Genomic DNA, 26282 nt, shown 5'->3' on the forward strand with positions numbered 1-26282 from the left:
CGTCGGCTGCGGCGGGCCGGTCGAGGAAGGCGTCAGCTGGGCTTCGCCTGGTCCATCCACCACTCGGTGAACGACATGGCGCGGCCGTCCGGTGCGAGCCAGACCACCCACAGATTGCTGTAGGTCTTCCCCGAGGTGTACGCGGTCTCGCCCTGGATGAAGGCGAGCGGTCCGTCGGTTCCCTGCACGGTCCAGTCGAAGGTGAAGGTGCCCGGTTCGTCGCGCCGTTCCAGCCACGAGGCGACGATCGCGTCGTGCCCGCGCAATGGCTCCACCCACGGTTCCGTCCGGTACTCGGCCGTCGGGGTGAAGAGCGCCCGGATGTGGTCGGGGTCGTTGCTCGACCAGGCGCGCTGGTACGCGTCCACCCAGGTCTCGGCGAGGTCTGCGGTCGTTTCGTCGGCCATGTCAGCGGTCCAATCGGAAGGCGGGATGCGTCGGGCGGTCGGTGTGTCGCCACACTACTCCCGTCACCTCCCGCCTTCCTCCGTGTTCAGGATCGGAACCGCTCGTGCCTCCGGTCCCTGAGCGTGTCGAGGGGTGGGTCCCGTGAGGTCGGGTACTTCGACAGGCTCAGTAACCGGGTACTTCGACAGGCTCAGCGACCGGGCACTTCGACAGGCTCAGTAACCGGGTACTTCGACAGGCTCGGTGACCGGGTACTTCGGCTGGCTCGGTGACCGGGTACTTCGACAGGCTCGGTGACCGTGCACTTCGGCTGGCTCAGTAACCGGGTACTTCGACAGGCTCGGTGACCGGGAGGAGATCAGCGCGCGAACGCGTTCACGCCCGTCAGCTCTGCCGAGAGCGCCCACAGACGCGCGGCTTCGGCGGGGTCCACGGCGTAGTCGGCCACACCGGCCGCCGGAGCGACGGCGTCCGCGGTGGGTTCCGCGATGTCGACGTCCTCGAGGTACGCGCCGCCCAGCCCGTCGAGCTGCGGAGACGTCGCCGCCCACACCTGCGTCGCGGCGCCCTGCTCAGGCGTCTTGAAAGCGGTGTTGAGCCCGTTGCCGTCCTCGTCGATCCAGCCGAGCGCGACCATCTCCTCCTTCGGGAGGTGGCGCTGCAGCGGCGTGAGGATGCCTCCCGGGTGGACGGAGAAGGCGCGGACGCCCTCGGCCTTGCCCAGTTCGTCGAGGTGCACGGCGAACAGGGCGTTGGCCGTCTTCGCCTGCCCGTAGGCCTGCCACTTGTCGTAGCCCGTCGTGAAGTCGACGTCGTCCCAGCGGATGGGGGAGCGGCGGTGTCCAGCGGAGGACGTGGCGACGACGCGTGACGAGCCGTTCTTGACGATTGCCGGCCAGAGCAGATTCACGAGGGTGAAGTGTCCGAGGTGGTTGGTCGCGAACTGCAGTTCCCAGCCCGGGCCGACGCGGGTCTCCGGGGCGGCCATCACGCCTGCGTTGTCAATGATGATGTCGATGCCGCGCCCCGAGGCGAGGAAGCGCTCCGCGAAGGCGCGGACGCTCGCGAGGTCGGAGAGGTCCATCTCGTCGACCTCGACGCCCTCGATGTCCGCGAGCTCCTGGCGCGCAGCGTCGACCCGGCGGGCGGGAACGACGACGTGCGCGCCGGCGGCTGCGAGCGCGCGGACGGTCTCCTTGCCGAGACCCGAGTAGCCACCGGTGACGATCGCGAGTTTGCCGGTGAGATCGATGCCCCGGAGGACCTCGCTCGCCGTGCTCGAAGCGTCGAAACCGGACCCGATGCGGTGCTGTGCTGTTGTCATAGTCGTCAGACTACGACTTCGAGTGCACTCGCAGTCAATGGGGTCCGCCCGGGAGTCCCTAGGCTGTGGGGATGCAGCGGATCGTGGGGTGGTGGGATCGTCGACAGGTCCCGTTGTACCTCGCGGCGATCCTCCTCGGCGGCGTCGTGGGCTGGACGCTGCCCTGGACGGCTCCTGCGCTCGCCGCATCGATCAACCCGTCGCTCATGCTGCTCCTGTTCGCGACGTTCCTGGCGGTGCCGATCATCGAGGTGGTCCGCGCGTTCCGCGACATCCGGTTCCTCGGCGCGGTGGTCGTGCTCAACTTCATCGTCGTGCCGGCGGTCGTGTTCGTGCTGTCCCGGTTCGTCGCTGACGACCGCGGGCTGCTGCTCGGCGTCCTGCTCGTCCTCCTGACCCCGTGCGTGGACTACGTCATCGTCTTCACGGGGCTGGCGGGCGGTGCCCGGGACCGGCTCCTCGCCGCGACGCCCGTCCTGATGCTCCTGCAGATCCTGTTGCTGCCGGCCTACCTGTGGGTGTTCGCGGGACCGGAGACCGTCGGGCTCGTCGAGGTGGGCCCGTTCGTCGAAGCGTTCCTGCTGCTCATCGTCCTGCCGCTCGGTGCTGCAGCGCTCGTGCAGGTGATCGCGCGACGGCATCGCGCAGGACGTGCGGTGGTGACGGTCATGGAGGGCGCGATGGTGCCGGTCATGATGCTGACGCTCGCGGTCGTCATCGGGTCGCAGATCGCGGCCGCGGGGGAGCAGGCGGGCGCACTCCTCCGAGTGGTGCCGGTCTTCGCCCTGTTCCTGGTCGTGATGGTGGCGCTCGGTGCGGTGATGCGCCGCCCGGCGGGACTCGACGTCCCCGCCGGACGGGCGCTCGTGTTCAGCGGCGCGACACGCAACTCGCTCGTGGTCCTGCCGCTCGCACTCGCGCTCCCGGCGTCCCTCGGGATCGCTCCGCTCGTCGTCGTGACGCAGACGCTCGTGGAACTCGTCGGGATGGTCGTGCTCGTGCGGCTGGTGCCGTTCCTCGTGAGGGTCAGGCCGACAGCGCCTCGATGACGGCGGCGGCGACGGCTTCGCTCGACTGCGGGTTCTGGCCGGAGATGAGGTTGCCGTCGCGGACGACGTGGCCGGACCACGCCGGGCCGCTCTCGATGACCGCTCCGCGCTCTGCGAGCGTGCGCTCGACGAACCACGGCGTCCGTTCGCCCGTCCCGCCGGTGAGTTCCTCTTCGTCGGTGAACACGGTGAGTCGACGGCCGGAGAATACGAAGCTCCCGTCGAGGCTGGTCGCGCTCAACAGACCGGCTGGGCCGTGGCAGAACGGGGCGATGAGGGTCTGCGCGGCATCGGCCTCTGCGAGGATCCTGCCGAGATCGGCGTCGAACGCCAGGTCGGTCATCGGGCCGTGTCCGCCGGGGAGGACGATCCCGTCGAAGTCGGCGACGGTCATGTCGGCGAGCGTGATCGGGTGCGCGATGGCGTCCTCGATTCCGGCGAGATAGCTGCGGAACTCCTCGGCGCGCGTCGCATCGCCGACCGTCTCGGCTGTGAGCGAGCCGGGATCGGCTTGCGGGCGCACACCGCCGGGGCTGGCGAGCGTGACGGTGTGACCGGCAGCGAGCAGTTCGCGGTGCGCGACGACGAGTTCTTCGGCCCAGAACCCTGTCGGGTGCTCGGTGCCGTCGGTGAGGGTGAGTGAGGTTGCGGCCGTGACGACCATGAGGATGGAGGACATCGTTTCCTTTCGACCCGTCCAGTCTCGCGCTGCGATGATCAGGGATCGATCGGAAATCCTTGGTCCTTCATCGGCCGATTGGTGAGGTCGCTCCGTCGGGAGAGCCGAGGCGGGAACGGCTGCGCTCAGCCGACGACCCGTTCGAGCGCTGCGCTGAGCGCCCGCACCGGCCCCTGCCGATTGGCCTCGCCGATGCGCCGCGCGAGATAGACGGTGTTGAGCGGGGCGATCGTTGGCTCGTGGAGCAGGACGAGCGCGCCGGAGTCGAGCGCGTCCTGGGCGAGGTAGCGGGGCAGCACCGACATGCCCGTGCCGGCGATCACAGCCGCGAGCACCCCACGGAGATCAGGCACGACGGCGGCGATCATGACCCCGTTGGGGCGACGGTCGAACTCCGTGCGCCAGTACCGTCGGACGATCGGCAGGTTCGTGGCGTACGTGATGACGGGGATGTGCGCGAGGGAGGCGGGCGCCTCCGTCCCGACGGGAGGAGTCCAGGCAGGGGCTGCGACGAGGACGAACTCCTCGTCGATCAGCGGGGCGGCCTCGACTCCGCGGACGCGCGGCTGCACGGCGCTCACGACGACGTCGAGCGCGCCGGTGCGCAGCGCTTCCAGGAGCGGCTCGGCCAGGCCGAAGGTGACGTGGACGGGTACCCCGGCTGCTTCGAGCAGTTCGGGGAGCCTCGGCAGGACGACCGTCGTGAGCAGCTCGGCCGGGCCGCCGAGGTGCACGGCTCGGGGTGTGCCTCCCGCATCCGTGCTGAGCGAGGCGATGTCGTCGAGCGCGTCGATGTGCACCGCCACCTCACGGGCGAGCGCCGCCCCCTTGGTCGTGACGGTCGCGCCCGAGCGGTCGCGCACGAGCACGGGATAGCCGAGCGACGCCTCGAGCGCCTGGACGTGCGCTGAGACGGTCGGCTGCGAGATCCCGAGGAGGGCCGCGGCCTCCGTGAGGGAGCCGGCGCGCTGCACCGTCAGGAACGTGCGGAGGTGGTCGAGATCGTGGAGTGCCATCAGAGGCTGATTCTCGCATCGCTCGGGCGGGCTGTCACGCGGTCGGCTTCCACACGGGTCAGCCACCGGTCCCTGAGCTCGTCCCCCTTCGACAGGCTCAGGGACCAGACCCCTATCTGGTCCCTGAGCTCGTCCCCCTTCGGCAGGCTCAGGGACCGGACCCCTATCCGGTCGCTGAGCCTGTCGAAGCGCAGCCCTAGTGCTTGTGGTGGTGATCCTTATGCTCGTGATGCGGGATCTGACTCTCGTCCGGTCCCGGGTTGTTCACGGTCGCGGTCTCCTCGGCGACGGCGTCGTCGACGGGGCCGTCGTGCGGGCCGGGGTTGTTGATGCTCGGGTTCGCGAGCGGCTCCTCGTCGACGGATTCGTCGTGCGGGCCGGGATTGTTGATGCTCGCGTTGGTGAGCAGCTCCTCGTCGACCGCCTCGTCGTGCGGACCCGGGTTGTTGATGTTCGGGTTCTCGAGGTTCTGATCGCTCATGTCGAACTCCTTCGGTGGCCCGCGCTTCCACGGCGGCTCGAGCAGTCGTCGATCGTGCCGGGTCCGTCATCAGGTTAGGCCCGGGGCGCACCTGCAATCCAGCCATTCTCGGACTCCGCACGATCGTGTATCGTGGCGGCACAACATCACACGCCTTCGAGCAGCTGCGGGAGAGTTCCGCCTGTGGCCTGGGCGGGCGCCGTAGGAGCAAATCCTCTCCGGGAATCTCTCAGGCCCCCGTACCGCAGCAGCTGGGCGACTCTGGAAAGCAGCGACGGTCCGCCGTCGCTCACCGACGGTGCAAGTCCTCTCCCGCCAGGGGAGGTCGGAAACTCTCAGGTCCGAGACAGAGCGGGGAGGGATTCGACCATCGGTCGCGCACGTGCGCGCCACAGCATCGGAGTTCCTCATGTCCCGCATCCCGTCACCATCGGCTCACCGACCATGACGATCAGTGTGTTCGACCTCTTCTCGGTGGGCATCGGCCCGTCGAGTTCCCACACGGTGGGGCCGATGCGTGCCGCGTGCACCTTCGTCGAGGACGTGACGGCTGCGGGTCTTCTCGAGGACGTCGCGGGCATCGACGTCCACCTCTACGGGTCCCTCGCGGCGACCGGGCGAGGGCACGGCACGATGACCGCCGTCCTCCTCGGGCTGGAAGGGTACCGTCCGGACGAGATCCTGCCGGAGGAGGTGGAATCGCGTCTCGCGGCGCTCGCCGAGACGGGCGAGCTCCTGTTCGGCGGACGACGACCGCTCCGGTACGGCGTGGACGACATCGTGCTCCACCCGCTCACGGTCCTCGACCGCCACACGAACGGCGTGCGCTTCGCCGTGACCGATGCCGCGGGCACCGTCCTGCACGAAGCGGTCTTCTACTCCGTCGGCGGAGGGTTCGTCGTCCGTGAGGGCGGGGAGCCGGTCGCCCGCACGGGACCCGCGGGGGTGGAGGGCGACGCGATCGTGCCGATGCCGTTCCGCACGGCCGCGGGGTTGCTCGCGCACTGCACGGAGCACGGTCTCCCGTTCAGCGGTGTGATGCTGCAGAACGAACTCGTCACCAGGTCCGAAGCGGACGTGCGATCCGGCCTCCTCCACATCCGTGACGTCATGGAGGAGTGCAAGAACTCGAGTCTGCAGCGCACGGGGCCGCTCCCCGGCGGCCTCAACGTGCGGCGTCGCGCACCGGCCTGGCACGATCGACTGCGCGCCGAGGACCCGCATCGGGACCTCAAGTTCTGGCAGGAGTGGGTGAACCTCGTGGCGCTCGCCGTCAACGAGGAGAACGCTTCCGGCGGTCGGGTCGTGACGGCGCCGACCAACGGTGCGGCCGGCATCATCCCAGCGGTCCTCTTCTACGCGACGCATTACGGGCCAGGCATGGACACGGCGACGACGGAACAGAAGGACGATGTCGTCGTGCGGTTCCTCCTCGCGGCGGGCGCCGTCGGAGTGCTCTACAAGGAGCAGGCGTCCATCTCCGGTGCCGAGGTCGGCTGTCAGGGCGAGGTCGGTTCCGCCTCCTCCATGGCCGCCGCGGGACTCGCGGAGGTGCTCGGCGGCATCCCGGAGCAGGTGGAGAACGCGGCGGAGATCGCGATGGAGCACAACCTCGGCCTCACGTGCGATCCCATCGGCGGACTCGTGCAGATCCCGTGCATCGAGCGGAACGCGATCGCTGCGGCAAAGGCGATCAACGCGGCGAAGATGGCGCTGTGGGGCGACGGTTCGCACAGCGTCTCGCTCGACGAGGTCATCGTCACGATGCGGGAGACGGGCCGGGACATGTCGTCGAAGTACAAGGAGACGGCGATGGGTGGTCTGGCGGTCAACGTCGTGGAATGCTGACCCTCCCCAAACCTCCGTTTTCGTGCACAAGGTGCCCTCGAAAACGTCCGTCTTGCACGAAAACGGAGGTGTGGCGGGGGACGCCCGGCGGCGAGGGGGTCAGCGGAGCGCCACGATGTGCTCTGCCGCCGACGTCGCGAGTTCGCGCGCGGACGGCGTCGCCCCCGAGAACTGCTGGGTCATCACCGAGACGGCCTGACCGTCGGAGCTGAAGAGCACCTCGCAGAAATTCCCGTTCTCGCTGCACCAGATGAGCGCGGGGTTCGTCGCCGATCCGGTCAACGCGAACGCCGCCTGGGTGCCGGAGGCCGGCAGTTCCGAGGAGAGCTTCGGCAGGACCCATGCGCCGCCCGGGAGCGCGGTGACCGTGATCGGCGCGGAGAATGCGGTGGCGTCTGGGCCGCCGTAGGAACAGGTGAGCGCGCCGGCCTGTTTGAGCGCGATGGTCGATGAGGCGGGGAGCGTGTCCTCGGCTGCCGGAAGGACATCGACCGCCCCTGGCGCGTTGATGACCGATGCGGCGATCGCGAGTGGGAAGAGCGTCTCGCAGTTCGCCGGCGATGGGCTCGAGGTTGTCGGTGGGATCCATGCGGGTGCCGGTTCGCCGGCCGATGCGAGGTGGTCGAAGATCGAGGTGAACGCCGGAGTCGCGTGCTCGAAGGTCTCGTCCGGTGTGCCGAGGGACGTCGTCGCAACCTGCGCGCCGGGGTTGTAGATGAGGATGTTGACCCAGTTGGAACCGACGAGCGCGTTCGCGCGGCAACCGATGTCACCGCACGACGCATACGCCTCGGTCGAACCGAAGGTGCGGGTCTCCGTCGCTTCGGCGTCGCCCTGCCAGCCCGGATTCCAGGCGTCCGCGGCGTCCGGAAGGACGGAGACGATGAGTCGAGGCGCCGGAGAGTCCGTGGCCGTGATCTGGCCCCCGAAGTCTGCGGGATCGACCGCCCACTGGCAGACAATGCCCCCGGCGTTCTGGATGGCGACGTCTGCGAGGGAAGCGTGGTCGGACGACGTCGGCCAGTCCGTGGCGGTCGCAGGCGCTTGCAGTGCAGACTCCGCGTCGGCCGCCGAGACGAGGTCGTCGCAGCCCAGCGGGAGACGGAAGCTCGGTGCGGTGGCTTCTCCAGCCGCGGTTGCCGTGGGCGATGCGGACGTGCTCCGCGGTGCGGCAGGCGCGCTGCAGCCGGACAACAACAGAGCCGCGAGAGCGACACCTCCGAAGACGATGCCTGGACGATTCATCGATCGATTGTGCATGCGGAGCCCCCTGCGCGATAGCGGTGCCTGCGATGGCCCCGGGCACACGCTAGCAGCACCCGACGCGATGAACGGGTCGCCCCTGCATCCTCCACACCGCCGTTTTCGTGCAATCCGCACGTTTTCGAGGGCACTTCTTGCACGAAAACGGAGGTGTGGGGAGGGGTGGGAAGGCGCAGGTCAACGAGTGTCCGTTTACGATGGGAGCGTGCCCAGTGGGCAACACATCCCGCGCCCGGATCGATCACCGCCGGTGAAAGCGCGACAACCTGATCCGAGTGAGGAACCGTCCCGATGGGCAGATTGATCTACGGCAGCTCCGCGAGAGAACTCGAGCTCGACGACCGAACCCTCGCGCACGTCAAGTCCATCGCTGTCATGAAGCTCCGCCGCAACGAGTCCTTCACCGTCTCGTGGCAGCGCAGCGAGGACGCAGGCGGCGGACGCGTGTCCATCTGGATGCACCCCTCGATCTCACTCCAGTTCGAGTTCGACGACGCGACGCGTCCGGAGCTCAACCGCACCTGGCTCGAATCGATGATGCAGGACGCGAACAAGTCCGGCGACCTCCACATCGGCCCGGAACTCGATGCCTCCGACGCGCAGCCGGTCGCGAAGACCGCCCGCACGTCCGCGGCGAAGGCGGCGAAGGCGGCGAAGAACGCGAAGACGAACGCGACCGCGAAAACCGCCGGCACGTCCAGCACGTCCACCGCCGCGCCCTGATCGGCATCGTCCCGTAGCACCCCTGTCGCGCAGCCTCCACCCCTTGTCCGGCCCCGTCCGCGCGCGGATGGTGGAGGTTCACGACGAAGGGACAGGACGTGCGAGCACTCACCTGGCAGGGCAAACGAACGGTTTCAGTCGAGACGGTGCCCGATCCACGCATCATCGAGCCGACCGATGCGATCATCCGTGTGACCTCTGCGGCGATCTGCGGTTCCGATCTTCACCTGTACGAGCTCTTCGGGCCGTTCATCGATCGCGGTGACGTCCTCGGCCACGAGACGATGGGGATCGTCGAGGAGGTCGGCTCCGCGGTCACGATGGTGAAGCCGGGCGATCGCGTCGTCATCCCGTTCACGATCGCGTGCGGCGACTGCTTCATGTGCCGCAGGGGGCTGCAGTCGCAGTGCGAGAGAACGCAGGTCACCGAGTACGGGAGCGGGGCGACCCTCTACGGCTACACGAAGCTCTACGGACAAGTCCCCGGTGGACAAGCCGAACTGCTGCGGGTGCACCTCGCCGACGCGAACTGCATCGTGGTGGGCGCCGAACTCCCTGACGACAGCTACCTCTTCCTGAGCGACATCCTCCCGACGGCCTGGCAGGGCGTCCACTACGCCCACGTTCCCGAGGGCGGTTCGATCGGGATCTTCGGTCTCGGCCCCGTCGGACAGTTCGCCGCGCGGATCGCAGCCCATCGCGGGTACGAGGTGCACGCGATCGACCCCGTCCCCGAACGGCGGGCGATGGCCGAGCGGCACGGCATCAGGACGTACGATCTCACCGATGACGTGATCGCGGAAGTCCGCGACGCAACGGACGGGCGCGGTCCGGATGCGGTGGTCGACGCCGTGGGGATGGAAGCGCACGGTTCACCGGGAGCAGCGTTCGCACAAGCTGCGGTGGGGCTACTGCCGGACGCCGTGGCCCGGCCTGCCATGGAGCACGCCGGCATCGATCGGCTCGCCGCTCTCCACGGCGCGCTCGAACTCGTGCGACGCGGAGGGGTCGTCTCGCTGAGCGGCGTCTACGCGGGAGAGCTCGACCCTCTGCCCATGAAGTCGATGTTCGACCAACAGATCACGCTCCGGATGGGGCAGTGCAACGTCGCCAGGTGGATTCCACAGCTCCTGCCGCTCGTGGAGGATCCGTCCGACCCGCTCGGCACCCTCGACCTCGTCACCCACCGGGTGCCGCTCGATCGTGCGCCCGAGATGTACGAGACGTTCCAGAAGAAGGAGGACGGCTGCGTCAAGGTCGTCCTGCAGCCGTGACGACGAAACCTCCGTTCCCACGCGTGTTCGCGGAACGGAGGTTTCGTGTCGGCGGCAGGGGCTCCCGCCAGCTGCCCGGCGCTACTCGCCATCGATGAGGTCGAGCAGCTCCTTCGAGGCCTTCGCGATGTCGTCATGATCGTTCTGAGCTGCACGGCTCTCGAGGGAGATCACGCCGCCGCGACGGACCTTCCGGAAGTCGCCGAAGGGGAAGCTGTAGTGCCCCTTCGTGTCCTCCGGTTTGTCGTCGTCGACACCGAGATGCCACCGGCCGTACTCGCCGAAGCCGTGGCGCTCGATGAATCGGTTCTCCTCATCCGCGGTCGGTGCGGCCTCGCTCCAGTCGTCGCGGTCGTCGTGAACGACGTCGCCGTCCGTGATGAGCTTGCGTGCATGCGCGAGCGCCGCCCGATTCAGCTTCACCGTCATGTCGTTCCTTCCCTTCCCCTCCGTCGCGCAGGCCGGGCCGTGGCTGCTCCTCGTGTGCTCGGCCGATCGGCTACGGTGTGGGCGTTCCGCCGTTGACGTTGAGCGTCTCGCCAGCGACGTAACTCGACTCGCCCGAAGCGAGGAAGACGTACGCGGGAGCGAGCTCCGCAGGCTGTCCGGCGCGACCGAGCGGGGTGTCCTGGCCGAACTCGGTGATCTTCTCCTGCGGCTGCCCGTGGGTGACCTGCAGCGGCGTCCAGATGGGGCCGGGAGCGACCGCGTTCACCCGGATGCCGCGCGGTGCGACCTGCTGGGCGAGACCCTTCGTGAACGCGTTGATCGTCGCCTTCGTCGAGGCGTAGTCGACGAGCACCGGCGATGGGTTGTACGCCTGGATCGACGTCGTGTTGATGATCGTCGAGCCCGGCATCATGAGCGGCAGCGCGGCCTTCGTGATCCAGAACATCGCGTAGACGTTCGTGCGGAAGGTGTCGTCGAACTGGTCGTCCGAGAGGTCCTCGAGGCGCTCGCAGAAGACCTGCTTGCCCGCGTTGTTGACGAGGAGGTCGATGCCGCCGAGTCCGTCGGACGCCTCCTGCACGAGGCGACGGCAGAATTCCGCGTCGCGGACGTCGCCGGGGATGGTCACGGCGGTGCGACCGGCATCGCGGACGAGGGCGGCGATGCGCTCGGCATCGGACTGCTCGCTCGGCAGGTAGGAGAGCGCGACGTCCGCGCCTTCTCGGGCGAACGCGATCGCGACCGCTGCACCGATGCCGGAGTCCGCACCCGTCACGAGCGCCTTCCGGCCGAGCAGACGGCCGGTGCCACGGTAGCTCTCCTCACCGAGGTCGGCCTTGGGGTCGAGTTCCGAATCGAGACCCGGTTCCGGCTGCTCCTGCTCCGGCGGGGAGATGCGCGGGTAGCGGGTGGTGGGGTCCTCGAGGGTGTACTGGTCGGTGCCCATGCGGGTGGATCCTCTCGCTCGATGTGTTCGGTCCTTCGAGGCTACGAGCACGGCCCGCGGGGTGTCGGGGGCTTGACAGTCTCTGCGCGAGACCGCATCCTCCGTGCCTGAGGACGATCAGGTCGAGGCGCCCTGTTCGATCGCGCGAATGACGTGGAAGGTGCCCTCGTACGCATGTTCCGGAAGCGAGCGGAGGGCGTCGATGCTCTCCTGGTCGAGCCCGTCCTCCATCGCGACACGGACGAGGTCGTCGCGGGAGGCCGGGAAGTCGATCGTGCGCAGCGATGAGACGAGGGCGGCCTCGGCGAGTTCGCGCCGAAGCTCCGCGTCCGTGGGGCGGGTCGTGTCGATCATGCGACCAGTGTGCGCGGACAGGGAACGGGAAACCAGCGCTTGCAATTGCGCGAGAGGCGGCGTAGACGGCCGGGGGAGCCGTCGACGCCGCCTCTCGCGGGTCGATCCGGGGTGAGCCGGGTACTCGGATCTTCGGGCTATGCGAGCGCGCTCAGCTCGGCGAAGTCCGCATCGCTCAGGTCGAGCTCAGCACCGCGCACGTTGTCCTCGAGGTGAGCGACCGACGAGGTGCCGGGGATCGGCAGCATGACGGGCGAGCGCTTCAGGAGCCACGCGAGCGCGAGCTGCGACGGGGTGGCATCGTGTCGCTTCGCGAGGTCGTCGAGGACGCCTCCGGGGGCGGCGAGGCCACCGGTGGCGAGCGGGAACCACGGGATGAACGCGATGCCGTTGGCCTCGGCGTGGTCGAGCAGCGCCTCCGACTTTCGGTTCGTCAGGTTGTAGAGGTTCTGGACCGAGGCGATCGTCGCGATCTCGCCGGCGGCGACGAGCTCGTCGACGGAGACCTCGCTCAGCCCGATGTGCCTGATCTTGCCCTCGTCCTGCAGGAGCTTCAGCTCGCCCACCTGGTCCGCGAGCGGCACCTTCGGGTCGATGCGGTGCAGCTGGAAGAGGTCGATGCGCTCCTGGCCGAGGATGCGCAGGCTCATCTCCAGCTGCTGTCGCAGGTACTCGGGGCGCCCGAGTGCACGCCAGTCGCCTGGGCCCGAGCGGGACAGGCCGGCCTTCGTCGCGATGACGAGGTCGTCGTTGTAGGGCGCGAGCGCTTCGTGGATGAGCGGTTCCGCGACGAGGGGACCGTAGGAGTCGGCGGTGTCGATGAAGTTCACGCCGAGTTCGACGGCGCGGCGCAGCACGCGAACGGCCTCAGCAGGATCCTCGGGCGGGCCCCAGACGCCTTCGCCCGTGAGCTGCATCGTCCCGTAGCCGAGACGGTTGACGGGGCGGTCGCCGCCGAGGAGGAACGTGCCGCTCGCGGCGGCGGAGAGGGTGGACGTATCCGACATGATGCTCCAAAACAGGTCCGGGGACGGTGGGTGGGACGGATCAGAGCCTATGCCCGCGTCGTGACGGAACGACCCCGATCGGATGGATTCCGCTGACAGCGATGGGACGCCCGGCGCGGGAATACGTGCTTCGACCACGCTCGAACCTCGCTTGCGCCCGGCCTCCTTCCGCCCCGGCCTCCTTCCGCCGGCGCGCTCACCACACTGCAGGCACGATCTAGGCTGAGCACGACCGCGTCGACCCGCGGCCGACAGGAGGACACGTGTCCGGACGAACGATCGTGATCACGGGTGCGAGCGACGGCATCGGCGCGGCAGCAGCGAAAGCGCTCACTGCGGCGGGCGAACAGGTCGTCGTCGTAGGGCGCTCGCCGGAGAAGACCTCTGCCGTGGCCGCAGCGCTCGGCGCGGACTCCCTCGTGAGCGACTTCTCCGAACTCGCGCAGGTCGAGGTCCTCGCGGCGCAGCTCCTCGAGCGCTACCCGCGCATCGACGTGCTCGCCAACAACGCGGGCGGGATCTTCGGAGCGCGGAAGACGACCGTCGACGGCCACGAGCAGACGTTCCAGGTCAACTATCTGGCCCCGTTCCTCCTGACGTCGCTCCTGCACGACCGGCTCATCGCATCGGAGGCCACCGTGATCAACACGTCGAGCGCCGCGAGTCGACTGTTCTCCAAGCTGCGCATCGACGACCTCGACGCGGAACGTTCCTACTCGGCGACGCGCGCCTACGGCAACGCGAAACTCGCCCAGGTGCTCCACGCGCACGAACTGCAGCGCCGGTACGGGGGCGACGGCCTGTCCGCGGCGTCGTTCCACCCAGGCACGATCGCCACGAACTTCTCGAACTCGCCGGACGGTGCGATGCGGTTCATGTACACGACCGCGCTCGGCCGTCGCTTCCTCACCTCGCCCGATGAAGGGGCCGACACGCTCTTCTGGCTCGCGGAGACGCAGCCGGGCCTCGACTGGAAGCCCGGCGAGTACTACGTGAAGCGGAAGGTCGCCAGGTCCAGCCGGCAGGCGTCCGATCCCGCGCTCGCCCGTGAGCTGTGGGACCGGAGCGAGGCGATGCTCGCCGCGCGGTGATGCGGGTCGGACCTGAGCGTGGGGCACTTCGACGGGCTCAGTGACCGGATCTGGTCCCTGAGCTCGTCGAAGGGTGCGGTGTGGGGCACTTCGACGGGCTCAGTGACCGGTGCGGCTCAGTGACCGGGTGTTACCCGCGCGATCTAGGCTGGTCTGGTGGACGCCGAACAGCAGCAGCAGTCGAAACGGCCGCGACCGGAATGGGCCACCTGGCTCATCCTCGCGGGCGGCTTCGCCGTGCTCGCCCTCGTCGCGCTCCTCATCGGCGGGCCCACGACACCGATCCTCTGGGGCATGGTCTCCGGCGTCCTGTTGACGCTCGTCATCGCTGGAATGAGCGCAGTGAAGGCTCGTCGATAGCGTCAGGCCAGAAGGCTGCGGGGCTCGGGGCTGCCGCCCACGAGTCCGTCGAAAGCCCCTTGAACGGGGGCGGTGGCGGACGTACGATGGCCGTCGAAGGGTCCCGCCCCCGACGCCGCTCTGAACCAGGCATGGTGCCCTGGCCGGATGAGTCGGCGTCCGGACCCCTCACGGCGTGGACGGCCAGTCCGGGGGCCGGCCGTCCGCGCACACATCGTCCGCACACACACGGTCCGCCTGCACACCGTCCGCGCTCTCGCCCGTCGCGCACCCGCTCTGTGCATTCCGTCCGCATCGATCGCGATGGACACCCGCCGTGCCAGGATGGACGGATGAGCGCGAAACGGATCCTGTTCATCGGCGGCAGCGGTGTCATCAGCTCGGCGTGCGTGCAACGCGCGGTCGAGCAGGGGCATGAGGTGTCCGTCCTCAATCGCGGTCGTTCCTCGGAACGGCCCCTGCCCGACGGCGTGGAACTGCTGCGGGCCGACGTCTCCGATGCGGCGGCGGTCCAGGCCGCGATCGGCGGCCGCGACTTCGACGTCGTGAGCCAGTTCCTCGCGTTCACGCCCGAACAGGTGCGTGACGACATCGCCCGCTTCGAAGGGCACACCGGTCAGTACGTCTTCATCAGTTCGGCCTCCGCCTACCAGACGCCGCCTTCGCGGCTCCCGGTCACGGAGTCGACGCCTCTGGTCAACCCGGAATGGCAGTATTCGCGCGACAAGATCGCGTGCGAGGACCTCCTCGTCGCCGCCTACCGCGATGCCGCGTTCCCCATTACGATCGTCCGCCCGTCGCACACCTACGACCGGACCTCGATCCCCACGATCGGCCACTGGACGGACATCGCCCGCATGCGTGCAGGCAAGCCCGTCGTCGTCCACGGCGACGGCACGAGTCGATGGACGATCACCCACACGGACGACTTCGCGGTCGGCTTCACGGGTCTCCTCGGCCGGCCGGACGTCATCGGCGACGCCTTCCACATCACGGGCGACCACGCGCCGACCTGGAACGAGATCTACTCGTGGCTCGGCGCCGCGGCCGGTGTCGAGCCGGACCTCGTGCACGTCTCCTCCGAGGGCATCGCGGCCGAGGTGCCGTCGCTCGGCCCGGGCCTTCTGGGCGACAAGGCGCACTCGATGATCTTCGACACCACGAAGCTGCGGACGGTCGTTCCGGAGTTCCGCACGATGGTTCCGTTCTGGACGGGCGCTGAGGAGATCGTCGACTACTACGACGCCCACCCGGAACGTCAGGTCGTGGACGAAGCGCTCGACGCATCGTTCGATCGGCTCGTCGCAGCGGCCCGTCCCGAGTAGCCGGGGCCGACGCAGCGCGGGCCCGAGGACCTCAGGCCCGCGCCGCCGCTTCCGCCGCTCGCAGATCCTTGCGGAGGATCTTGCCCGAGGACGACTTCGGGATGACGTCGATGAACTCGATTCGGCGGATCTTCTTGTGCGGCGCGACCCGTTCGGTCACCCAGGCCATGATGTCCTCTGCAGTGGGCGTCGCATCGCCCTGTCGGACGACGAACGCCTTCGGCACCTCCTGGCCGTCGTCGTCCGGAACCCCGATGACGGCCGCGTCCGCGATCTCCGGGTGGCTGAGCAGCAGCGCCTCGAGTTCCGCCGGCGCGACCTGGTAGCCGTGGTACTTGATGAGCTCCTTGAGACGTTCGACGATGCGGACGCGCCCGTGACCGTCGACGGTCGCGATGTCGCCCGTGTGGAGGAAGCCGTCGTCGTCGAGCGTCTCCTTCGTCGCCTCCTCGTTGCCGAGGTAGCCGAGCATGATGTTCGGTCCGCGGCAGAGGAGTTCGCCGGCGACGCTCTCGCCGTCGGCCGGGTACTCCACCTCGAGGCCGGTCTCCGGGTCCACGATCTTGCACTCCATGTTGGGCAGCGTCAGCCCTACGGAGTCAAGGGACACGTCGGTCGCGTCGAGCGGGATCGCATGGCTCACGGGGCTCATCTCGGTCATGCCGTAGCCCTGGCGCACACGGCAGCCGAGGCGCGTCTCGACCGCGTGCGCGAGCGTGCCGTCGAGGGGCGCGGCGCCGGAGAAGATCGTGTGGATGCTCGAGAGGTCGTACTGGTCGACGAGCGGATGCTTCGCGAGGGCCACGGCGATCGGCGGGGCGATGAACACGTACGTGCATCGGAAGTCCTGGATGATCCGCAGGAACTCGACGAGGTCGAAGCGGGGCATCGTGACGAGCGAGGCGCGGCGGGAGAGGGCGAGGTTCAGGAGCACCGTCATCCCGTAGATGTGGAAGAACGGGAGGACGGCGAGGATGCGGTCGTCCGGCACCATGCCGAGTTGCGGGGTGGACTGCTGCACGTTGGCGACGAGGTTGCGATGCGTGAGCATCACGCCCTTGGGTCGCCCGGTCGTTCCGGAGGAGTACGGGAGGACGGCGAGATGGGTGGCCGGATCGAAGGACACGTCCGGTGCGGGCTCACGCGCGCTCAGGAGGTCTCGGAGCGAGAGGTGTCCGTCGAAGCCGTCGAGGACGATGACCCGATCGTCGGGGATGCCGACCGCGGCCGCCGCTTCCTTCGCCTGCGGATACAACGGAGACACGGTGAACAGCATCGTGGCGTGGGCGTCTCGCAGCTGGGCGGCGATCTCCTCGGCGTTGTAGAGCGCGTTGACGGTCGTCGCCGTCGCTCCGGCGCGGAGGATGCCGTGGAACACGGTCGCGAAGGCCGGCACGTTGGGCGAGTGGAGCGCGACGACGTCGCCGACGGCGATGCCGCGTGCCGCGAGGGCGCCCGCGAGCGCGTTCACCTGCCCGATGAGCTGACGGTACGTCGTCTCCGCTCCGGACGAGCCGTCGACGAGAGCGACGCGGTCGAGGTCGACGGGCGTGATGCTGCCGAAGAGGAAGTCGTAGACGCTGAGATCGGGTACGTCGACGTCGGGCAAGGGGCTGCTGAACACGAGAATCTCCTTTGATGTCGTGACGCCTCCGCCATCGGAGGTGAACAGAGTCTATGCCGAGTCCCTCCCTCCACCCCCAAACCTCCGTATTCGTGCAAGATGTGCCTCCGAAAAGGGGCGGATTGCACGAAAACGGAGGTTTGGGCGGGCGGCTAGGCTGGCTGGGTGAATGCACAGCGCCCCATCCTCGGCCTCCTCCTCGACGTGGACGGGCCCATCGCCAGCCCGATCACGCGGACGATCAACATCCCGAGCATCGCCTCCGATCTCGCCGAACTCGCCAACGCGGGCGTGCCCATCGCCTTCAACACGGGCCGCAGCGACGCATTCCTCCGCGAGGTCGTCGTCCCGCCGCTCCAGGCCGCCGGACTCGCCGACGACGTCCGGCTCTACGGGATCTGCGAGAAGGGCGCCGTCTGGTTCCGCTTCACCGCCGACGGGATCGACGAGCTCCGCGTCGACGACACCGTCGCACTGCCCGAGGGCTACCCGGAGGCCGTCGAGCGCATCGTCGAGGCACGCTACGCGGAGACCGTGTTCTTCGACGCGACCAAACGCGCGATGGTCTCGGTCGAACAGCACGTGCATGTCACGCCGGAGCAGTACGACGCCGTCCGCGGCCACTTCGACGCGGAGGCGCAGGCGGAGCTCGCGAGCCGCGGCGTCGGCATCGTCCACGGCCACGACGTCTTCCCTGACGCGGCAGGGCTCGTGCAGTACCGCATCGACCCTACGATCATCTCCACCGACATCGAGTCGTCACGGCTCGGCAAGGACCTCGGCGCGGAGCGCGCGTTCGAACTGCTCGAAGCCGACGGCGGACCGCTCCCGCTCTCGTGGCGGACGATGGGCGATTCCCGCGGCGATTACGCGATGGCCGACTGGCTGCACGAGCACGGCCACAGGGTCGCGCACGTCGACGTCCGCCCGGCAGACGGCGTGCCCGAGAAGCCCTACCCCGTCCTCAGCCACCCCTCGCTCATCCACGACGAGGCCGGAGCGCTGTACCTGGCCCGCTGGGCGGCGATGGTGCGCGGCGAGGCCACAGACGACGACCAGGTCTAGCCCTTCGACACGCTCAGGGACCGGCCCCGGCCGCTGAGCTTGCCGCTCCGGTCGCTGAGCCTGTCGGTCCCGGTCACTGAGCCTGTCGAAGGGCCTCACCGCTGGCAGGACGGACACCAGTAGGTGTCGCGGAGCGCCGTGGGGTCGGCGCCGAGCTTGCCGCGCTTGATGCGCGTTCCGCAGCGGAGGCATCGCTGCCCGTCGCGCGAGAACACCCACGAGGTGCGGCCCGGCCTGGTGTCGCCCGTCGTGACCCGGTTGCGGCGATCACGGTTCGCGATGATGAGCCGATGCGCGAGGTGCACGGTCGCGGGCAGGTCGACCTCGCTCGTCGGCCTCGTCGGCAGCATCCCTCGGAGGAAGCACAGTTCGTTGACGTACTCGTTGCCGAGGCCGGCGAGGTTGCGCTGGTCGAGCAGGGCGACGTGGATCTCCCGCGGGTCTGCGGCGAGCCTCGCGATCGCCTCCTCCTCGTTCCAATCGGGCCCGAGGAGATCAGGGCCCAACCAGCCGAAGTGCTCCGAGTCCTCCACGGTCGGGAAGACCTCGACGATCCCCAGATCGAAGCCGACCGTGATCCACTCGCGCGTCGAGATGATCGCGCGCGCCTTCCACGCGGGCCGATGCCAGTGCTCGCCCGGCCGGTACACGTGCCACACGCCCTCCATCTTGAGATGTGTGTGAACGGTTTCCGAGCCGATGTGATGCAGGAGGTGCTTGCCACGCGGGATGACGTCGTGGACGACGCTGCCCGTGAGATCGACGGTCGCGTAGTGCGGCACGCGCAGGTCGAAGCCGGTCACGGTCTCGCCGCCGATCGCCTCTCGCAGTCGACGCGCGGCTTGGAAGACGGTGTCACCTTCTGGCATGGCGCGGACCTCCGTGGTCGTTCCTGGAGACCAGATTACCCACGGCGCAGCCGGAGTCCACGGGGTGTCTCCTGGAATCCTGCTTCTCGGAGGGCGATCCCGGTGGCCGTCCCGAGCACGAACTCGCCGTTGACCTTCTCGACCGCGAGGTTCTCGACCCTGCCGCTCCGCACCGTGTGGGCGAGCGATCGTCCGGCGGCGGCGAGGACGTCGGCGTCGGTGACGAAGGTGAGGACCGTCTTGCCGCCGCGCTCCAGGTAGCAGGCGAGCACGCCGTCGACGAGGACGACGAGCGCGCCGGCCTTGCGGCCCGGACGGTGCTTCACGCCCGTCGCGTCGGCGCCCGGCCAGTTCAGGGCGGCGCCGTATGGGTTCGCGGGGTCGGTCGCGGCGAGCGTCACGGCGTCGAAGGCCGGCGACTCATCGGTGCGGACGAAGCCGCGGAGCCGGTCGACCGTTCCCGATGCGGCGAACTGCGCGCCGCCGAGCCGTTCGACGAAGTAGCCGCGTCGGCAGCGGCCGTTCTCCTCGAAGGTGTTGAGCACGCGGTAGGCGAGCGCGAAGCCGCCGACGACCCCCTCGTTCATCACGGAGCCGCGCGTGACGACTCCGTACCGTTCGAGGAGGGTCTCCGCCGTCGCAGCCGCGCGGACCGTGGCGTCCTGTTCGGCGAGCGGCAGGATCGACCAGCGGCCGCCGAGTGTCGGAGTGGCTCGTGTGGCCATCGTGGGCCGTTGCAGGGAGTGGCCGCGGTACATGCGTGCGCGCGGCGTCTGTCGTTGCACACGATGCGCGGACTTGCCCGCGCCGACGAGCGTGCGCAGTGGCGAGAACGTGTCGTTCGTGATGAGCCCGCCCCACACGAGCTCCCAGAGCGCGTTCACGAGGAGGGTGTCATCGGTCGACCCGACCGACTCGGCCAGCTGCCGGAAGAAGTATGCGCCGCCGCCGCCGAGCGTGGCGAGCAGTTCGGTCTGCAGGGCGTCGGGGACGTGGTCGGTCGCGATCGGGAGGGTCAGCGGCGCCGTGTCCGCGAGGTGCAGTGCGACCCACCCGTCGTTGCCCGGCAGGGTTCCGCCACCGGACCACACGACCTCGCCCGTCGCCGTGAGCTCGTCGAGCATCGCCGGGCTGTAGTCGGAGACCCGAGACGGCAGGATGAGCGACTCCCATGCCGACGCGGGGATCAACGTGCCTGCGAGTTGGTCGATGACGGCAGCGACTCCGTCGATTCCCTTGAGCGACCCGCCGATGTGCTGCCACGACGGGAGGAAACGGCCGAACGTCGCATGGTCGACGGGTTCGACTTCGTGGCGGAGCGCGGCGAGTGACCGGATGCGGAGCCTGCGGAGGACCCCTGCGTCGCACCACTCGCCGTTGTCGCGCGGGTCGGTGCTCGTCGTGTCGCCGCGGCCTGCGGGGAGGAATTCGCCGCGGACGATGCGACCGGCGTCGGCGAGTCGGCTGAGCGCGTGCTGGACGACGGCGGTGCCGAGACCGAAGCGCTTCGCGACCTCGCCCGTTGTGATTGGGCCGTGGGTGCGCGCGTGGCGGGCGATCAGGTCGCCGAGCGGGTCCGCGACGGGCTCGGTGAAGGCGACGGGGATGCCGATGGGGAGCGGGGATCCGAGCGCGTCCCGCAGACGACCGGCGTCCTCGATGACGGCGAAGCGTTCGTCTCCAGCGATGGGGATCCGGATGACGCGCTTCGCTCGCTCCAGCGTGGTCACGGCCGCTTGCGCTGCAGCGGTCTGCGCTGCGACGCCTTCCGCGACGGGGGAGGCGACGGCATCGGCGGACACCGCGACGCCCTCGAACGTGCAGCGTTCAGCGATCTCCGGGACGGTGAGCGGACCGAGCAGGCGGAGGAGGTCGGCGACGCCCTCGACGCCCTTCATCCTGCGGTCCTCGGTGAGGCGTTGCAGTTCGCGTTCCGTCAGCTCGATGACGGCCGGGTCGAGGAGTTCGCGGAGTTCCACGCGGCCGAGCAGCTCGCCGAGCATCGTGCTGTCGACCGCGAGCGCGGCAGCTCTGCGCTCGGCGAGCGGGCTGTCGCCCTCGTACATGAACGCGCCGACGTAGCCGAAGAGCAGTGAGCGGGCGTAGGGGGAGGGCTGATCGGTCGTGGTCTCGACAATGCGGATGGTGCGCGCCTGCAGCTCCCGCGCGATCGCGTCGAGCGCGGGCAGGTCATAGACGTCCTGCAGGCATTCGCGGACGGTCTCGAGGATGATCGGGAACGTCGGGTACTTCCTGGCCACCTCGAGGAGCTGCGCGGATCGCTGCCGCTGCTGCCAGAGGGGCGACCGCTTCTGCGGGCTGTAGTTCGGGAGGAGCAGCGCCCGCGCCGCGCACTCGCGGAACCGGGAGGCGAAGAGCGCGGACCCGCCGACCTCCTGGGTCACGAGCGCGTCGAGTTCCTCCGGCTCGAAGACGAAGAGTTCCGCTCCGGGCGGTTCGCTCTCCGTGTCCGGCAGCCGCACGATGATGCCGTCGTCGCTCGCGATGGCGGAGCCGTCGACGCCCAGCCGCTCCTGGACCCGCGCGCCGACCGCGAGCGCCCACGGGGAGTGCACGCGCATGCCGTAGGGGGAGTGGAGGATGACGCGCCAGTCGCCGAGTTCGTCGCGGGATCGTTCGACGACGAGGGTCGTGTCGCTCGGGACGACGCCCGTCGCCTCCTTCTGCTCGCGAACGTAGGAGACGAGATTGGTGATGGCCCGTTCGTCGAGTCCGGCGGCCTCCAGGCGGGGCGTGGAGCCGTTGCCAGTCGTGTCGAGTTCGCGGACGAACGCGCCGATCGCGCGACCGAGTTCCGCGGGGCGGCCGATGCCGTCGCCCTTCCAGAAGGGCAGACGACCGGGCTGGCCGAATGCCGGCGTCACGAGCACGCGGTCGTGGGTGATCTCCTGGATGCGCCAGCTCGTGGCGCCGAGTGCGAAGACGTCTCCCACGCGAGACTCGTAGACCATCTCCTCGTCGAGCTCGCCGACCCGGGATCCGGCACCCTCGGCCTCGCCCACCATGAAGACGCCGAAGAGCCCGCGGTCGGGGATCGTTCCGCCGCTCGTGACCGCCAGCCGTTGCGCTCCGGGTCTGCCAGAAAGGGTTCCCGCGTCGCGGTCCCAGACGACGCGGGGGCGCAGTTCGGCGAATTCGTCCGAGGGGTAGCGGCCGGCGAGGAGATCGAGCGTCGCCTCGTAGGCGGAGCGGGGGAGCGACGCGAAGGGTGCGCTGCGTTTGACCGTGGCGAACCACGCCTCCACGTCGAGGTCGTCGAGCGCGACCGCGGCGATGGTCTGCTGGGCGAGGATGTCGAGCGGGTTCGCGGGCACGGCGATCGACTCGATGAGCCCGGCCTCCATGCGCTCCGTGGCGACGGTCGTACTCACGAGGTCCGCTCGGTGCTTGGGGAAGAGGACCCCGCGAGAGATCTCGCCCACCTGGTGGCCTGCACGACCGATGCGCTGGAGCCCGCTCGCGACGCTCGGCGGCGATTCGACCTGGATGACGAGGTCGACCTCGCCCATGTCGATGCCGAGTTCGAGGCTGGACGTGGCGACCACGCAGCGGAGGCGCCCTGATTTCAGGTCGTCCTCGATGCCGGCGCGCTGGTCCTTCGAGACGGAACCGTGGTGGGCGCGGGCGAGGAGCAGGGGCTCGTCGGCGGAAGCGGCGTCGTTGACGTTGCCGGGCGCCGGTGCTGCCGGTGCCGCCGCGACTGCCGCGAGCGATGCCGAGCCTCGCGTCTGCCCGCTCTGCGCCATGAGCTGCGCCGGCGGACGTCCTGCGCCCGGTGTGACGAGGTCTGTCTCCGTCATGCGGGCTTCGTAGATCTCGTTGAGCCGTGCGGTGAGGCGTTCGGCGAGCCGCCGTGAATTGGCGAACACGATCGTCGAGCGGTGCGCGAGCACGCGGTCGACGATCGCCTCCTCGACGTGCGGCCAGATGCTGCCGACACGGTCCTCCCCGCCGGTGTCGCCGTGCGGGGTCGGGCCGTCGAAGCCGCCGCCTTCGCCCGACGCGTCTGGTCGGCCGGCACCCGCCATCCCCGCATCCGGGTTCGTCATGTCGTCGACCGGGACGACGACCTTCAGGTCGAAGGTCTTCGCGGCCGGAGGCGACACGATCTCGACGGCTGCGTTGCCTCCGAGGAATCGAGCGACCTCTTCCGCCGGGCGCACTGTGGCGGAGAGGCCGATGCGCTGGGCGGGCTTCTCGAGCATGGCGTCGAGTCGTTCGAGCGAGACCGCGAGGTGGGCGCCGCGTTTCGTGGACGCGACGGCGTGCACCTCGTCGATGATGACGGTGTCGACCGAGGTGAGGGTCTGCCTGGCGGCGCTCGTGAGCATCAGGAAGAGCGATTCCGGCGTGGTGATGAGGATGTCCGGCGGCTCCTTCACGAGCGCGCGGCGATCGGCCGACGGCGTGTCCCCGGAGCGGACGCCGACGCTCACGTGCGGCGGTTCCACGCCGAGGCGCCGGGCGGCCTGACCGATGCCGACGAGCGGCGTGCGCAGGTTCCGCTCGACGTCGACGCCGAGTGCTTTGAGCGGCGAGATGTAGAGGACGCGCGTGCCGCGGCGAGCGGCGGGTGCTGAGCCCGGAGCGATCAGGCCGTCCGTCAGGAGGTCCTGCGACATGAGCCGGTCGATGGACCACAGGAATGCTGAGAGCGTCTTGCCGGAGCCCGTCGGGGCGACCACGAGTGCGTGCGCTCCGCGCGAGATCGCATCCCACGCACCTGCTTGCGCGGGGGTGGGCGCGACGAACGCCCCCTGGAACCAGTCGCGGGTGGCCGGGGAGAATCGGTCGAGCACGTCGCTCATCCGTCCATCATCCATCACACCACCGACACGGCGTCCAGGGTGGCGGAATCGTGACGGGTGTGGTCGTCAGTACTGGCGGTCGAGGAACGCGCGGATGTCCGCGAGCTCCTGTTCGCTGACGGAGTGCCCGAGTCCCTCGTAGATGCGGCCGGACAGCGTCGAGTGCGATGGCAGCCAGTCCGTCGTGCGGGCGACAGCGGCGTCCGGGATGACCTGGTCCTCGGTTCCCCGTCCCCAGAAGACGGGCGGTTTGCGCACGGCGAGGTCGGCATCGCCCGCCATCTCGCCCGAGGCGACGAACCCGGCGAGGACGACGCCGAAGGCGAACCGTTCCGGCGCGAGGCGCATGAGCTGCAGGGTGAGCGAGCCGCCCTGGGAGAACCCGAGCAGGCCGATCGAGGTCGGCGCGACCTCGAGGGCGTCGATCCAGTCGAGGACCGCTCGCGCCGCCGCCGTCACTCCGGCCGGAGCGGGATCGCCCGGCAGCTCGAGCGGGTACCAGGAGTTGCCGTCGACGGGCCACGGAGCGGGCAGTGGCGCCCTGAGCGAGGCGATCACCGGCTCGAGAGGGAGGTAGGTGGCCAGGCCGAAGAGGTCGCCCTCGTGGGAACCGTAGCCGTGGAGGAGGACCAGCAGCGGCCGATCGGTGCGATCCGTGGCTCCCGCCGACCAGAGGACGGCGTCGGCGTCGATGACGGGTGCGTCGGTCATGGGTTCCTCCCGGTGCTGGCGATCGTGCGATCCATCGTCGCACGGGCCGCCGTCATCGGCGTTCCCCGGATGCTGGATCAACCGTCTCGTGATCCGTCCCGTCGCGCGGTGACGACGCGTCCGGAGCATCCATGGGGTAAGAAAGAACCATGAGTGTTCGCACCCCAGACCCAACGCCTGAGCCCGACCTGCCCGGCGACTCCAATCCGGGCTGGCTGTCGGACATGGAGCTCGAGCAGATCCGCCGTCGACTGCCCCTCCTGTACGTCGAGGCCGTGCCCGTCCGGGTCGACGGCGTCGGCATCGTGACGGAGGTCGGTGTGCTCCTGCGGGCGACCGCGCTCGGCGAGATGACGCGCACGCTCGTCTCGGGTCGGGTGATGTACGGGGAGACCATCCGCGATGCGCTCTTCCGGCACCTCGAGAAGGACCTCGGCCCCATGGCGTTCCCGCTGCTACCGACCTCTCCGGTTCCGTTCCAGGTGGCCGAGTACTTCCCGCTGCCGGGGCAGTCGCCGTACTCCGATGACCGGCAGCACGCCGTGGCCCTCGCGTACGTCGTCCCGGTGACCGGTACGTGCGAGCCGCGTCAGGACGCGCTCGAGATCACCTGGATGACGCCGGAGGAGGCGAGCACCGATGCGATCGCCGCTGAGATGGAGGGCGGTCGTGGGACCCTCCTCCGCGCGGCTCTCGCGTCCGTCGGTCGCTTGCGCTGAGCCGGGCTCTCCGCTCAGCGCGTGAGACGGACCTCGTCGATCGTCTCGCCGAGGAACGGCTCCGTGCGCGCGGCGCCGTCGGCACGGAAACCGTTGCGCTCGTAGAAGCGGTGCGCACGCGGGTTGTCGGCCGCGAGCCACAGGTAGGCGGGCTGGTCCGCGGGGATGGCCGCGTCGAAGAGCTGCTGGCCGATGCCGGTGCCGTGCCAGGCGTCGAGCAGGTAGACGAAGTAGAGCTCGCGTTCGCGAGGCATGTCGTCGTCGCGTCCCGGACCCGATCCGGAGAAGCCGACGATCTCGCCGTCGACGAGCGCGGCGAAGTGCGTGTATTCGGGGCCCTGCGCGGCCCAGTGCGTCCACAGCTCGGCCATGCGGCGAGGGGACAGCTTGGCGAGGGTGGCCTCGCTGATGAGGTGGTCGTAGGTTTCGTGCCAGCAGGTGGCGTGCACACGACCGAGGGATTCGGCGTCGACGTCACGGATGGGTCGAACAACAGCGTTGGCGTTCATGGTGAGACCGTAACCCGCCCAGCCGCCCAGCCCAAATCGACCGATGCGCCCCGCGGGGCGACATCGAGGACCGCGGAGTCCCGCACAGACCGAAGGCCAGCCGCAATATGCGGCTGGCCTGCAGTTCCTCCTGAACGGAGGTCCTCCTCGAGCGGGAGGTGTGGAGCTTAGCTCTGTGCCCGGCGGTTGGTGCGGGGGCGTGACGATGCGGCGGGTGCCTGCGAGTTCGAGGCGTAGCCCGTGCTGTAGTGCGAACGGCTTCCACCGGTCGACGCCGCGGCGCCTTCCGTGCGGGCGCCCCCACGCGAGCCGCCGGAGCGAGCGCCGCCCTGGCCCTGCGCCGCGCCTGCGCCACCGG

The 26282-nt window shown here is 69.4% G+C and carries 24 protein-coding genes, 1 pseudogene and 1 riboswitch; of the genes and pseudogenes, 9 read left to right on the plus strand and 16 right to left on the minus strand.

Annotated features, from left to right (window positions below; translation table 11 throughout):
• Nucleotides 1–32: 32 nt before the first annotated feature.
• Entirely contained in the window at nt 33–407 is a 375-nt protein-coding gene (locus ACQ3HB_RS19865; RefSeq protein ID WP_430922532.1) for a nuclear transport factor 2 family protein, read from the minus strand.
• Between the two features lie 359 nt (nt 408–766).
• Nucleotides 767–1732 (minus strand): SDR family NAD(P)-dependent oxidoreductase, encoded by a 966-nt coding sequence (locus tag ACQ3HB_RS19870; protein WP_430922533.1) that lies wholly within the window; start codon nt 1730–1732, stop codon nt 767–769.
• Nucleotides 1733–1803: 71 nt separating this feature from the next.
• Here ACQ3HB_RS19870 and ACQ3HB_RS19875 point away from each other — a divergent pair, with 71 nt between their 5' ends.
• Nucleotides 1804–2781, plus strand: a complete 978-nt coding sequence (locus ACQ3HB_RS19875) for an arsenic resistance protein (protein WP_430922534.1) — start codon at nt 1804–1806, stop codon at nt 2779–2781.
• Here the strand turns inward: ACQ3HB_RS19875 and ACQ3HB_RS19880 are convergent.
• The 3 genes from ACQ3HB_RS19880 to ACQ3HB_RS19890 form a co-directional block, all read right to left on the minus strand.
• Entirely contained in the window at nt 2759–3460 is a 702-nt protein-coding gene (locus ACQ3HB_RS19880; RefSeq protein WP_430922536.1) for a type 1 glutamine amidotransferase domain-containing protein, read from the minus strand. The two genes, ACQ3HB_RS19875 and ACQ3HB_RS19880, sit on opposite strands and share 23 nt — an antisense overlap.
• A 125-nt stretch (nt 3461–3585) precedes the next feature.
• Nucleotides 3586–4476 (minus strand): LysR family transcriptional regulator, encoded by an 891-nt coding sequence (locus ACQ3HB_RS19885; RefSeq protein ID WP_430922538.1) that lies wholly within the window; start codon nt 4474–4476, stop codon nt 3586–3588.
• A gap of 196 nt (nt 4477–4672) precedes the next feature.
• Complete coding sequence (locus ACQ3HB_RS19890) at nt 4673–4957, minus strand: hypothetical protein (RefSeq protein WP_430922540.1); 285 nt, start codon at nt 4955–4957, stop codon at nt 4673–4675.
• A gap of 157 nt (nt 4958–5114) precedes the next feature.
• Nucleotides 5115–5212, plus strand: a riboswitch (glycine riboswitch).
• A 189-nt stretch (nt 5213–5401) separates the two neighbouring features.
• On the opposite strand from ACQ3HB_RS19890, the gene ACQ3HB_RS19895 reads away from it, so the two are divergent.
• Nucleotides 5402–6805 carry an L-serine ammonia-lyase gene (locus ACQ3HB_RS19895; RefSeq protein ID WP_430922542.1) on the plus strand — a complete coding sequence of 468 codons (1404 nt, stop codon included), beginning with the start codon at nt 5402–5404 and terminating at the stop codon, nt 6803–6805.
• Between the two features lie 99 nt (nt 6806–6904).
• Here ACQ3HB_RS19895 and ACQ3HB_RS19900 read toward each other — a convergent pair whose 3' ends face one another.
• Nucleotides 6905–8050: a hypothetical protein gene (locus ACQ3HB_RS19900; protein ID WP_430922543.1), complete on the minus strand. Its 1146-nt coding sequence runs from the start codon at nt 8048–8050 to the stop codon at nt 6905–6907.
• Between the two features lie 309 nt (nt 8051–8359).
• Between ACQ3HB_RS19900 and ACQ3HB_RS19905 the strand changes: the two genes are divergently transcribed.
• Together ACQ3HB_RS19905 and ACQ3HB_RS19910 are read left to right on the plus strand one after the other, a co-directional pair.
• A complete protein-coding gene (locus ACQ3HB_RS19905; RefSeq protein WP_430922545.1) occupies nt 8360–8791 on the plus strand; it encodes a DUF7882 family protein in 432 nt (143 codons plus the stop codon).
• Nucleotides 8792–8889: 98 nt separating this feature from the next.
• Nucleotides 8890–10065 carry an alcohol dehydrogenase catalytic domain-containing protein gene (locus ACQ3HB_RS19910; protein ID WP_430922546.1) on the plus strand — a complete coding sequence of 392 codons (1176 nt, stop codon included), beginning with the start codon at nt 8890–8892 and terminating at the stop codon, nt 10063–10065.
• Between the two features lie 81 nt (nt 10066–10146).
• Here the strand turns inward: ACQ3HB_RS19910 and ACQ3HB_RS19915 are convergent, their stop codons facing one another.
• The 4 genes from ACQ3HB_RS19915 to ACQ3HB_RS19930 all read right to left on the minus strand — a co-directional run bounded on the left by ACQ3HB_RS19915 (nt 10147) and on the right by ACQ3HB_RS19930 (nt 12822).
• Nucleotides 10147–10494 carry a hypothetical protein gene (locus tag ACQ3HB_RS19915; protein ID WP_430922547.1) on the minus strand — a complete coding sequence of 116 codons (348 nt, stop codon included), beginning with the start codon at nt 10492–10494 and terminating at the stop codon, nt 10147–10149.
• Nucleotides 10495–10564: 70 nt separating this feature from the next.
• A complete protein-coding gene (locus ACQ3HB_RS19920) occupies nt 10565–11461 on the minus strand; it encodes an SDR family oxidoreductase (protein WP_430922549.1) in 897 nt (298 codons plus the stop codon).
• Between the two features lie 117 nt (nt 11462–11578).
• Nucleotides 11579–11815 (minus strand): DUF2795 domain-containing protein, encoded by a 237-nt coding sequence (locus tag ACQ3HB_RS19925; RefSeq protein ID WP_430922550.1) that lies wholly within the window; start codon nt 11813–11815, stop codon nt 11579–11581.
• 137 nt (nt 11816–11952) lie between these two features.
• Nucleotides 11953–12822: an aldo/keto reductase gene (locus ACQ3HB_RS19930; protein WP_430922552.1), complete on the minus strand. Its 870-nt coding sequence runs from the start codon at nt 12820–12822 to the stop codon at nt 11953–11955.
• A gap of 263 nt (nt 12823–13085) precedes the next feature.
• Between ACQ3HB_RS19930 and ACQ3HB_RS19935 the strand changes: the two genes are divergently transcribed.
• From ACQ3HB_RS19935 to ACQ3HB_RS19945, 3 genes are all read left to right on the plus strand, one after another.
• Nucleotides 13086–13913 (plus strand): SDR family NAD(P)-dependent oxidoreductase, encoded by an 828-nt coding sequence (locus tag ACQ3HB_RS19935; RefSeq protein WP_430922553.1) that lies wholly within the window; start codon nt 13086–13088, stop codon nt 13911–13913.
• Between the two features lie 156 nt (nt 13914–14069).
• Entirely contained in the window at nt 14070–14273 is a 204-nt protein-coding gene (locus ACQ3HB_RS19940; protein WP_430922555.1) for a hypothetical protein, read from the plus strand.
• Between the two features lie 332 nt (nt 14274–14605).
• Nucleotides 14606–15598: an SDR family oxidoreductase gene (locus ACQ3HB_RS19945; RefSeq protein ID WP_430922557.1), complete on the plus strand. Its 993-nt coding sequence runs from the start codon at nt 14606–14608 to the stop codon at nt 15596–15598.
• Nucleotides 15599–15629: 31 nt separating this feature from the next.
• Here ACQ3HB_RS19945 and ACQ3HB_RS19950 read toward each other — a convergent pair whose 3' ends face one another.
• Entirely contained in the window at nt 15630–17222 is a 1593-nt protein-coding gene (locus ACQ3HB_RS19950; protein WP_430922559.1) for an AMP-binding protein, read from the minus strand.
• Between the two features lie 165 nt (nt 17223–17387).
• Here ACQ3HB_RS19950 and ACQ3HB_RS19955 point away from each other — a divergent pair, with 165 nt between their 5' ends.
• Nucleotides 17388–18287, plus strand: coding sequence for an HAD family hydrolase (locus ACQ3HB_RS19955; RefSeq protein WP_430922560.1), 900 nt, complete (start codon nt 17388–17390; stop codon nt 18285–18287).
• 95 nt (nt 18288–18382) lie between these two features.
• Here ACQ3HB_RS19955 and ACQ3HB_RS19960 read toward each other — a convergent pair whose 3' ends face one another.
• The 3 genes from ACQ3HB_RS19960 to ACQ3HB_RS19970 all read right to left on the minus strand — a co-directional run bounded on the left by ACQ3HB_RS19960 (nt 18383) and on the right by ACQ3HB_RS19970 (nt 24696).
• Nucleotides 18383–19156: a DNA-formamidopyrimidine glycosylase family protein gene (locus ACQ3HB_RS19960; RefSeq protein WP_430922561.1), complete on the minus strand. Its 774-nt coding sequence runs from the start codon at nt 19154–19156 to the stop codon at nt 18383–18385.
• A gap of 35 nt (nt 19157–19191) precedes the next feature.
• Nucleotides 19192–23985, minus strand: a complete 4794-nt coding sequence (locus ACQ3HB_RS19965; RefSeq protein WP_430922563.1) for an ATP-dependent helicase — start codon at nt 23983–23985, stop codon at nt 19192–19194.
• Between the two features lie 66 nt (nt 23986–24051).
• Nucleotides 24052–24696: an alpha/beta hydrolase gene (locus tag ACQ3HB_RS19970; protein ID WP_430922565.1), complete on the minus strand. Its 645-nt coding sequence runs from the start codon at nt 24694–24696 to the stop codon at nt 24052–24054.
• 149 nt (nt 24697–24845) lie between these two features.
• On the opposite strand from ACQ3HB_RS19970, the gene ACQ3HB_RS19975 reads away from it, so the two are divergent.
• A complete protein-coding gene (locus ACQ3HB_RS19975; protein WP_430922566.1) occupies nt 24846–25415 on the plus strand; it encodes an NUDIX hydrolase family protein in 570 nt (189 codons plus the stop codon).
• 14 nt (nt 25416–25429) lie between these two features.
• On the opposite strand, the gene ACQ3HB_RS19980 is transcribed toward ACQ3HB_RS19975, so the two are convergent.
• Both ACQ3HB_RS19980 and ACQ3HB_RS19985 read right to left on the minus strand, forming a co-directional pair.
• A complete protein-coding gene (locus ACQ3HB_RS19980; protein WP_430922568.1) occupies nt 25430–25924 on the minus strand; it encodes a GNAT family N-acetyltransferase in 495 nt (164 codons plus the stop codon).
• Nucleotides 25925–26091: 167 nt separating this feature from the next.
• A pseudogene (locus ACQ3HB_RS19985) lies at nt 26092–26282 on the minus strand (hypothetical protein); the annotation flags it as partial.

It is taken from the genome of Plantibacter lichenum (genome assembly GCF_050587525.1).
In the GTDB taxonomy this organism is placed as follows: Bacteria; Actinomycetota; Actinomycetes; order Actinomycetales; family Microbacteriaceae; genus Plantibacter.

Excerpts from the sequence above, each read along its gene's own strand:
- ACQ3HB_RS19930 (WP_430922552.1), bottom strand. The coding sequence starts at position 12,822 with ATGTCGGATACGTCCACCCTCTCCGCCGCCGCGAGCGGCACGTTCCTC.
- ACQ3HB_RS19875 (WP_430922534.1), top strand. The coding sequence starts at position 1,804 with ATGCAGCGGATCGTGGGGTGGTGGGATCGTCGACAGGTCCCGTTGTAC.
- ACQ3HB_RS19965 (WP_430922563.1), bottom strand. The coding sequence starts at position 23,985 with ATGAGCGACGTGCTCGACCGATTCTCCCCGGCCACCCGCGACTGGTTC.
- ACQ3HB_RS19980 (WP_430922568.1), bottom strand. The coding sequence starts at position 25,924 with ATGAACGCCAACGCTGTTGTTCGACCCATCCGTGACGTCGACGCCGAA.
- ACQ3HB_RS19895 (WP_430922542.1), top strand. The coding sequence starts at position 5,402 with ATGACGATCAGTGTGTTCGACCTCTTCTCGGTGGGCATCGGCCCGTCG.
- ACQ3HB_RS19890 (WP_430922540.1), bottom strand. The coding sequence starts at position 4,957 with ATGAGCGATCAGAACCTCGAGAACCCGAACATCAACAACCCGGGTCCG.
- ACQ3HB_RS19945 (WP_430922557.1), top strand. The coding sequence starts at position 14,606 with ATGAGCGCGAAACGGATCCTGTTCATCGGCGGCAGCGGTGTCATCAGC.
- ACQ3HB_RS19870 (WP_430922533.1), bottom strand. The coding sequence starts at position 1,732 with ATGACAACAGCACAGCACCGCATCGGGTCCGGTTTCGACGCTTCGAGC.
- ACQ3HB_RS19925 (WP_430922550.1), bottom strand. The coding sequence starts at position 11,815 with ATGATCGACACGACCCGCCCCACGGACGCGGAGCTTCGGCGCGAACTC.
- ACQ3HB_RS19885 (WP_430922538.1), bottom strand. The coding sequence starts at position 4,476 with ATGGCACTCCACGATCTCGACCACCTCCGCACGTTCCTGACGGTGCAG.
- ACQ3HB_RS19960 (WP_430922561.1), bottom strand. The coding sequence starts at position 19,156 with ATGCCAGAAGGTGACACCGTCTTCCAAGCCGCGCGTCGACTGCGAGAG.
- ACQ3HB_RS19970 (WP_430922565.1), bottom strand. The coding sequence starts at position 24,696 with ATGACCGACGCACCCGTCATCGACGCCGACGCCGTCCTCTGGTCGGCG.
- ACQ3HB_RS19865 (WP_430922532.1), bottom strand. The coding sequence starts at position 407 with ATGGCCGACGAAACGACCGCAGACCTCGCCGAGACCTGGGTGGACGCG.
- ACQ3HB_RS19920 (WP_430922549.1), bottom strand. The coding sequence starts at position 11,461 with ATGGGCACCGACCAGTACACCCTCGAGGACCCCACCACCCGCTACCCG.
- ACQ3HB_RS19900 (WP_430922543.1), bottom strand. The coding sequence starts at position 8,050 with ATGAATCGTCCAGGCATCGTCTTCGGAGGTGTCGCTCTCGCGGCTCTG.
- ACQ3HB_RS19915 (WP_430922547.1), bottom strand. The coding sequence starts at position 10,494 with ATGACGGTGAAGCTGAATCGGGCGGCGCTCGCGCATGCACGCAAGCTC.
- ACQ3HB_RS19880 (WP_430922536.1), bottom strand. The coding sequence starts at position 3,460 with ATGTCCTCCATCCTCATGGTCGTCACGGCCGCAACCTCACTCACCCTC.
- ACQ3HB_RS19905 (WP_430922545.1), top strand. The coding sequence starts at position 8,360 with ATGGGCAGATTGATCTACGGCAGCTCCGCGAGAGAACTCGAGCTCGAC.
- ACQ3HB_RS19975 (WP_430922566.1), top strand. The coding sequence starts at position 24,846 with ATGAGTGTTCGCACCCCAGACCCAACGCCTGAGCCCGACCTGCCCGGC.